Here is a 7,063-nt window from a genome sequence, read left to right as displayed (position 1 = left end):
GAGGTAGGGCAGCGGATCTATCTCGGCCAGCGCCTGCACTTCGCCCTTGTCGACGGCAAGCGCGAGCAGATTGGCCGGGTACTGGCGCCACTCTACCTCTTGGGCCGGATCGATGCCCTTTTTGGCGAGGTAGATCGAAAAGAAGTTCTTCGCTGGGCTCGCTTGATCGCTAATCCCGATAGCCTTGCCGCGCAGGGATTCCAGGCTGTCAATATTCGCAGCCTTGGAGCCGAGGAGCCGGATGCAGCCGCCGTGCACACCGGCGGTGATCCGAACGTCGAAACCTTGCTCCAGCGGTTTGAGCCAGCGCAGGGCCAATCCCAAACCGGCATCCGCCTTGCCAGTTGCAATCGCCTCCAACAACTGGTCGGTCGAACCGCCGAAATTGACGAATTCGACATCGAGGTTGTGCTTGGCGAAGATACCCCGCTCCTTTGCGACTGCCGCAGCGACGGTGCACGCCGCGTTCGCATTCCAGGCGAGTTTGAGTTGGCGGGGTGGGCCCTGCAGCTCTTCACTGCTCGCTGCGGCGCGACAAATAAGAGGCTCGCCGGGAATATAAGACAGCGATCCAGTCCCGGATGCCGTCAGCGCGCGAGCCGCTCCAAACATTCCAAGCGGCGCCGTGGCGCCGAGGGTGCAAACCAACGTCAACACCGAGCGGCGGGAGAAGGCGCCCCGCTTCGCTTCGGACAGACCTTTCGTCAAGCTGTTGCCAATTTCGCGCTTTTCCATGTGTCACTCCCAAACTCGCGTGTGAATGGAATAGAACTGGGCGGCGCTTTGCGGGGCCTTAGCTCACCTCTCTTTGGGCATCATCCGAGCCCGTCTGCTACACAGGTGTGAAGAGCTTCACATTAACGCAAAAAATTGGAAAGAGATAGCCGCGCGGCGATTAAGGCTCTTGTCAATCGTGTTGACCTACTCACGGCGGCGTCTGTCGCATTTGATCGCGATCGGCGCGAGTAGATGGTCAATATCATGGAGCCTGCGTTGCGCGAATTGAGCAACGCCTGGACCGAGATCATGCAGGATAGGCTGAACTTCGACGCTAAGTTCAGCATGCTTTGGAATGGTCGGCTTCCCGCTTCGCTAGCTTGATCCCGGGAATGGCATCAATGTTGCGCCGGGGCATACTTACAAGGAGGTCGCATGATTACCGCCATTGTACGATACACACTGCCGCCGCAGATCGACCACGCCGCGTGTCGCGAGCACTTTCACAAGATCGCCCCCAACTTCCGCGGGGTGACGGGGCTGATCAGCAAGCACTTCATCTGGTCCGAAAGCGGCTGGGCGGGCGGCGTGTACCAGTGGGAGCGTATCGAGGACGCTACGGCGTTCTACACCGGGCCGTGGCTCGAGGGCATCATCCAGCGCTACGGCATGAAGCCGCAGATCGATTTTTACGAGGTTTTTGCGGTAGCAGACAACACGCGCGGTAAGGTTGAGCTGTTCGAGGAGGCCGTTGCTCCAAATGACCCCAGCAGATAGCTCTTCTGCCGCACTAGCGCGTAGAGGTGGCGTTGTATGAGAGGATAGCTGCGGAATCCTCACGTCATCGTAGGTAGCAAGTCCACGCCGCGACCGAATGCGACGATCACTCTGATCTTGGCTCTTCGGAGACGTGCCGATCAGGCCAAATGTCCGCGTTTCGCCAAGAACTGCCCTCCCCGTTAAGTCGCAGTTTGACCCAACCCGGACATATCTTGCACCGGAGACAAGTAGCCCTTTTGGGCGTCCGGTAAAGCCGCCGCCTCGCAGGACCGATTAAGCTTCGACCGCTTTAGTTGAATGTTTGCAGCCTCAATTTGAGCGATCCGTCGGCTTGGCGTTCGAAGACGTGCGTCGCTAAACCACTGAAGGGAGACGGCTTGCCCTCCTTGTCCTTACCTGTAGCGCTCCACTTGGCTGTGCCGAAGACTACCTTGTCGTCTCCGCCGGCATCGATCATCTCCAACTTGTGATCCGTCACACCGCTCGCGAAGAGTCCGGCAAAGAACTTCTCGATCTCGGTCGGCCCCGACGCGACCTGATGTGTGGGCGGCATCAATTTTGCCGTCGCGACATAGGAGGCGCCGATGGCTTTCTCGTCGTGCTTATTAAGTGCGGCATCCCAAGCGGCGTAAGCCTTCTCCACGTCCCCCTTGGCGTCCGCGGCCAACGAAATTCCCGGCGCGCCGAGCAGACAAATGAGTAGTGTTGAAGACCGTTACAGGAATCTCTCGCGGCCCTGCGCTTTGATCTCGGTCTCCAGTTGCTGATCGAGCTTGTCGAGGCTTCGCCTCAAAACCTCGACTTCGTGCGGATCGAGCGCGGCCATGAGCTTGCGTTCGACCCGAACCACGAATTTCTCGATATCCTTGTAGACCTTGCGGCCGTCGGTCGTGAGGCTCAGGCTGGCGCGGCGGCGGTCCGCTTTATCCACGTCACGATGAATCAGCCCTCGGCGCACCAGCAATTCGATGGAGCGCGCGACCTTGAACGCGTCGGACGAGGTCAATGTCGCAAGTTGCGTGGCCGTCAGCGGCTGATGCCTGGCAATGACCGCGAGGCTTCGCCAGGCCGGCATCGTCAGCTCGTAACGATCTTCGTACATGGGGGAGATGAAGCTGCCCAGCCGCGAAGCGATGAGACCGAACCGGTATCCGGTCCAGTTCTCGAGCGGGAGGATCGTGCTGACCTTGTTCATCAAGACAATTTGCTCGCGGTGATGGGAGCAGAACCATAACGAGTTGCACTGCACCGCTCAACCGCTCGCTTTCCGGACGATCGCGTCATTGACGCAGGGGCGAATTACTTGCATAATGCAAATAATAAGCATTCAAAAGAGCTAGGGAGGATCACCATGTCGAAATCGACTGACGGCCAGGATCTGACGCTGGTTGGCCCAGGTACGGTCATGGGCGAGATGATGCGGCAATACTGGATACCCGCCGCTCTTTCTTCGGAACTATCAGTCGACGGCGATCCAATGCGCTTGATGCTGCTCGGTGAGCAGCTCATTGCCTTCCGTGACAGCTCGGGCCGGGTTGGCGTGTTGGATCACCAATGTCCGCACCGCTGTGCCTCGCTGTTCCTCGGCCGTAACGAGCAGGACGGCATCCGTTGCGTCTATCACGGCTGGAAGTTCGACGTTGACGGCCGCTGCCTCGAAATGCCGAACGTCCCCCCTCCGCAGGATTTCAAGGAAAAGGTCCGCGCAAAAAGCTACAGGGTTCGCGAGTGCGCGGGCCTCATATGGGTTTACATGGGCGCGCGGGCCGAAGCGCCACCGATGCCGATGCACGAAGCGCTGTTCGTTCCGGAGCAGGATCTGACCGTCACCATCCTCCAGCGCGAAGCCAACTGGCTCCAGGGCCTCGAAGGCGATATCGACACGTCGCATTTCGGCTTCCTGCATGCCGGACACATCAACCCTGATGATTTCGAGGAAGGCCACCCGGCCCGTCACACGGTTTCCAACCGAGCGCCGGAGTACAAGGTCACCGAGACCGACTGGGGCACGATGTACGGCGCGTTTCGGCCGGAAGCGGACGATCGAATGCACTGGCGCATGGCGCATTTCTCACTGCCGTTCTGGACCCAGACCCCGAACGCCGACTTTGCCGACCACGTGGTCGCCAAGGCGTGGGTGCCCATGGACGACACTCACACGATGCTGATCTCGATCTATGGCGGCCGCGCCAAAGGGGCGACTTACTCGAGTTCCAAGCTGAAATCCGGTGGCGGCATCCCCGGGGCCGACGGTCTCGATTATCTACCCAACACCACGGACTGGTATGGGCGCTGGCGTGCGGTCCAGAACATCGGCAACGACTGGCAGATCGATCGCGAAGCTCAGCGCACCAACAAGATCTACACCGGCATCCGCAACATCGTGATGCAGGACCAAGCCGTCACGGAAAGCATGGGGCCGATCGTCGATCACACCAAGGAACATCTCGCACCGAGCGACGTGATGATCGCGCGGACGAGGCGGCGCCTGCTCAACGCTGCACGGGCATTCGCCAACAGCGGCACCGTGCCGCCCGGCGTCGACGATGCCGAGGTGTTCTGGAACGCGCGCGCGGGCTCCTACTACGCTGACGCGAAGATCGACTGGCTCGAGGCCTACCAGGACAAGTTGAAGACCGCCATTCGCTGGCGTGCCCCGAGCCCGCAAGCCGCGGAGTAGCGACAATGGCCACGCCGGACCGGGAAAAGCGCGCGCGCATCACGCGCCGCGCTACGGTGTTTGGACTGACGGCCTCTTCGATCCTGCCGTCGATCATGGCTCCGTCGAGAGCGGAGGGTGAATGGTCCTCGCTGGTCGCCGCCGCAAAGAAGGAAGGCCGCGTGGTGCTCTACAGCGCGTTCGTCGGCCTTGCCGCGCACAAGGAGCTCAAGAAGGAGTTCGAGTCCGCCTACGGAATCACCGTGGACATTCTCGAAGCACGCGCGAGCGAAGTCCGGGAGCGCATCCGCATCGAGCAGGCTGCGGGCCGCAACGCAGCCGACGTCTCCGAGAACGGGCGGACCACGACCACGCTGCAGATCAAGGAGGAGCGTGTCTTCGAACCGCACGGCCCCCTCCCCAGCCTCGGCCGTCTCAAGACGGACTTCCCAAGCGACGGCATGCGGCTCCCTGTCTTTGCCATCGTCTACGGCATCCTGGCGAATACCATGCTGGTCAAGCCGGCGGACGAGCCGAAAAGCTGGCTCGACCTGACGGACCCGCGCTGGAAAGGAAAAATCCTCAGCGACGATCTGCGGGCGCTCGGCGGCGGCGGCGTGCTCTTCTCGGTCCTGCAGGACCTCTACGGGCGCGCCTTCCACGAGAAGCTTGCCCAGCAGGACCTGAAGTTCAGCCGGGAGATCCCCGCAAATGAGCGCCGCGTAGCGCGCGGCGAATACCCGCTCTACATCCCCGACAGCCTGACGTCGCTGCTCGAACTCAAGGGCCTCCCGGTCAAGTTCATCGCGCCGAAGGAGGGGCTGCCCTATGTCGGCTACGATCTCGCGCTGCTGAAGAATGCACCCCACCCCAACGCGGCGCGGCTGCTGATGGAATACTATCTGGGCAAGACGATGCAGCAGAACCTTGCGAGGCTCGGGCTGCTGCCGACCACGGCGGACGCGCTGACCGGTGTCGATCCCGCGGTGGCACAAATCGAAACAACGAAGCTTCTCGGCACCACGGATCCAGAACGCATGAACGAGATGCTGTCTTTGGCTCAGCAGATCTATCGCTGAGAGGCATTCCCGGCTTAAGGGGCTGCGCCGGCCTGCTCCGGCACAGCCCAAGCCGACTGCTGCGGAACGACGACGGTCACATTGTCTCCGACGGAGAAGCCACCGAACGGCGGCGCATCGACATTGAGGCGGCTATCGTCGGTCTGCACCACGACCGACCGGATCGGACCGCGGAAGATCGTATGCGCAATCTGTCCGGACCATCGAAGTTCGTGGTCACTGTGAGCCGCATCTGGGGCCGCGATACGGGCGTCCTCGGGACGAACCATGACGGTCACGGGCCGCCCGGGCCGGATCTCGCTTGCCGACTGGCACGCTCCACGCCAGCCCTTGCCGACGACGTTGAGCCGCACCCGGCGATCGTCGATCCGCGTGCAGGCCTCCACACTGGCCTCCAGCAGGTTCGGTGTTCCGAAGAAGGCCGCCACGATCCGGTTTGCGGGATAGCGATAAATTTCCTCGGGCGCACCGATCTGCTGGATTCGGCCGCGATCCATCACGACCACACGGTCGGACAACGCCATCGCTTCGGCCTGATCATGTGTCACGTACAGGCTCGTCATCCCAAGCCGTCTCTGGATCGAACGGAACTCGTCGCCCATCTGCAGACGGAGCTTCGCGTCGAGATTGCTGAGCGGCTCGTCGAGCAGCAGCACCTTGGGTTCGAAGACGAGGGCCCGCGCGATCGCGACCCGCTGCTGCTGGCCGCCGGACAGCGCCGGTGCCGGCCGTTCGGAAAAATCCTGCATCTCGACCAGACGGAGTGCCCTGGCGACGAGATCGCGTATCTCGGCCGCGGATTTGCGGCGCACCCGCAGCGGATAGGCGACGTTCTCGAAGACGGTCATGTGCGGCCAGATCGCGTATGACTGGAAGACCATGCCGAGCCGCCGGCGCTCCGACGGAACGAAAACGCCGCGAGCCGCATCGCTGACGACCTCGTTGCCGATGCTGATGCGGCCACCGGAATTCTGCTCGAGGCCCGCGACCATCCGCAACGTCGTGGTCTTGCCGCACCCCGACGGCCCCAGCAGGGTCACGAATTCACCCTCGCTGACGCGCAGGTCGACGCCGTCGACCGCGACGAAATTACCGAAGCTCCGGCTCACCTTCTCAAGAACGACATTCGACATGGCACGATCCAAGCCTGGTCACATTCCACCGATACGGCTGCTGATGAACTTGAGTTGAACCCACCGGAAGACGATCACGAGAACCATCATGATGAGCCCGATGACACTGACCTGCTCCGCATTGCCGTTCGCCCACAGCTTCAGCAGCACGACAGACAACACCTCGGAGCCGACAGAATAGAGCAGAACGGATGCGCTCAGCTCGCGCATGATGCCGAAGAACACCAGCACCCATCCGACGGCGAAGGAAGGCCAGGCCAGGGCAAGGACGATGCGCCTCATGGTTTGCAGCCAGCTTGCGCCATGCACCCGGGAGCACTCCTCAAGGTCGAACGAAAGCTGCGCATATGCGCTCGACATGGCGCGCACCGAAAGCGGCGTCCCAAGCGAAATATAGGCCAGCAGCAGCGCCCAGATCGTGCCGTAGATCGGAATCGCGTGAGGCAGCAGAGCAAACCCCCAGAGAAACCCGACACCAAGGACGATGCCGGGCATCATCCACGGCAGCCAGGCCATCGAATCGATCAGCAACCGGCCTCGCCACTTCGTTCGGACCGAGACATAGGCGACAGTTGCGCCGAGCAACATCGTCAGTGTGGCGCCGACGAGGCCCAGGAACATCGTGTTGCTGAACCCGCGCCAGAACTCGCTGCTGCCGAATACCGCCTGATAGTGCTCGAGTGTCAGCATGTCCC

At 61.7% G+C, this 7,063-nt stretch carries 8 protein-coding genes; 3 read left to right on the top strand and 5 right to left on the bottom strand.

The features are described 5' to 3' along the window. A partial coding sequence (locus AC1DW2_RS43160; RefSeq protein WP_477009144.1) for an ABC transporter substrate-binding protein occupies positions 1–735 on the bottom strand: 735 nt, incomplete at its 3' end. A 417-nt stretch (positions 736–1,152) separates the two neighbouring features. Between AC1DW2_RS43160 and AC1DW2_RS43155 the strand changes: the two genes are divergently transcribed. Continuing rightward, positions 1,153–1,494 (top strand): hypothetical protein, encoded by a 342-nt coding sequence (locus AC1DW2_RS43155; RefSeq protein WP_477009143.1) that lies wholly within the window; start codon positions 1,153–1,155, stop codon positions 1,492–1,494. Between the two features lie 292 nt (positions 1,495–1,786). Here AC1DW2_RS43155 and AC1DW2_RS43150 read toward each other — a convergent pair whose 3' ends face one another. Both AC1DW2_RS43150 and AC1DW2_RS43145 read right to left on the bottom strand, forming a co-directional pair. After that, on the bottom strand, positions 1,787–2,164 hold the full coding sequence (locus tag AC1DW2_RS43150; protein ID WP_477009142.1) for a YybH family protein: 378 nt from the start codon (positions 2,162–2,164) through the stop codon (positions 1,787–1,789). Between the two features lie 48 nt (positions 2,165–2,212). Continuing rightward, complete coding sequence (locus tag AC1DW2_RS43145) at positions 2,213–2,692, bottom strand: MarR family winged helix-turn-helix transcriptional regulator (RefSeq protein ID WP_477009141.1); 480 nt, start codon at positions 2,690–2,692, stop codon at positions 2,213–2,215. Between the two features lie 156 nt (positions 2,693–2,848). Between AC1DW2_RS43145 and AC1DW2_RS43140 the strand changes: the two genes are divergently transcribed. Both AC1DW2_RS43140 and AC1DW2_RS43135 read left to right on the top strand, forming a co-directional pair. Further along, complete coding sequence (locus AC1DW2_RS43140; RefSeq protein WP_063985290.1) at positions 2,849–4,177, top strand: Rieske 2Fe-2S domain-containing protein; 1,329 nt, start codon at positions 2,849–2,851, stop codon at positions 4,175–4,177. Between the two features lie 5 nt (positions 4,178–4,182). After that, positions 4,183–5,235 carry an ABC transporter substrate-binding protein gene (locus tag AC1DW2_RS43135; RefSeq protein ID WP_477009140.1) on the top strand — a complete coding sequence of 351 codons (1,053 nt, stop codon included), beginning with the start codon at positions 4,183–4,185 and terminating at the stop codon, positions 5,233–5,235. Positions 5,236–5,249: 14 nt separating this feature from the next. On the opposite strand, the gene AC1DW2_RS43130 is transcribed toward AC1DW2_RS43135, so the two are convergent. Together AC1DW2_RS43130 and AC1DW2_RS43125 are read right to left on the bottom strand one after the other, a co-directional pair. Beyond that, on the bottom strand, positions 5,250–6,368 hold the full coding sequence (locus AC1DW2_RS43130) for an ABC transporter ATP-binding protein (protein WP_477009139.1): 1,119 nt from the start codon (positions 6,366–6,368) through the stop codon (positions 5,250–5,252). Between the two features lie 18 nt (positions 6,369–6,386). After that, positions 6,387–7,063 (bottom strand): ABC transporter permease (locus tag AC1DW2_RS43125; protein ID WP_477009138.1); only part of this gene is annotated, 677 nt, incomplete at its 5' end.

The sequence above is a fragment of the Bradyrhizobium sp. P3_C3 genome (assembly GCF_056402655.1).
The sequence above is the reverse complement of the archived record's forward strand: the minus strand, read 5'-3'. Positions and strand labels throughout refer to the sequence as shown.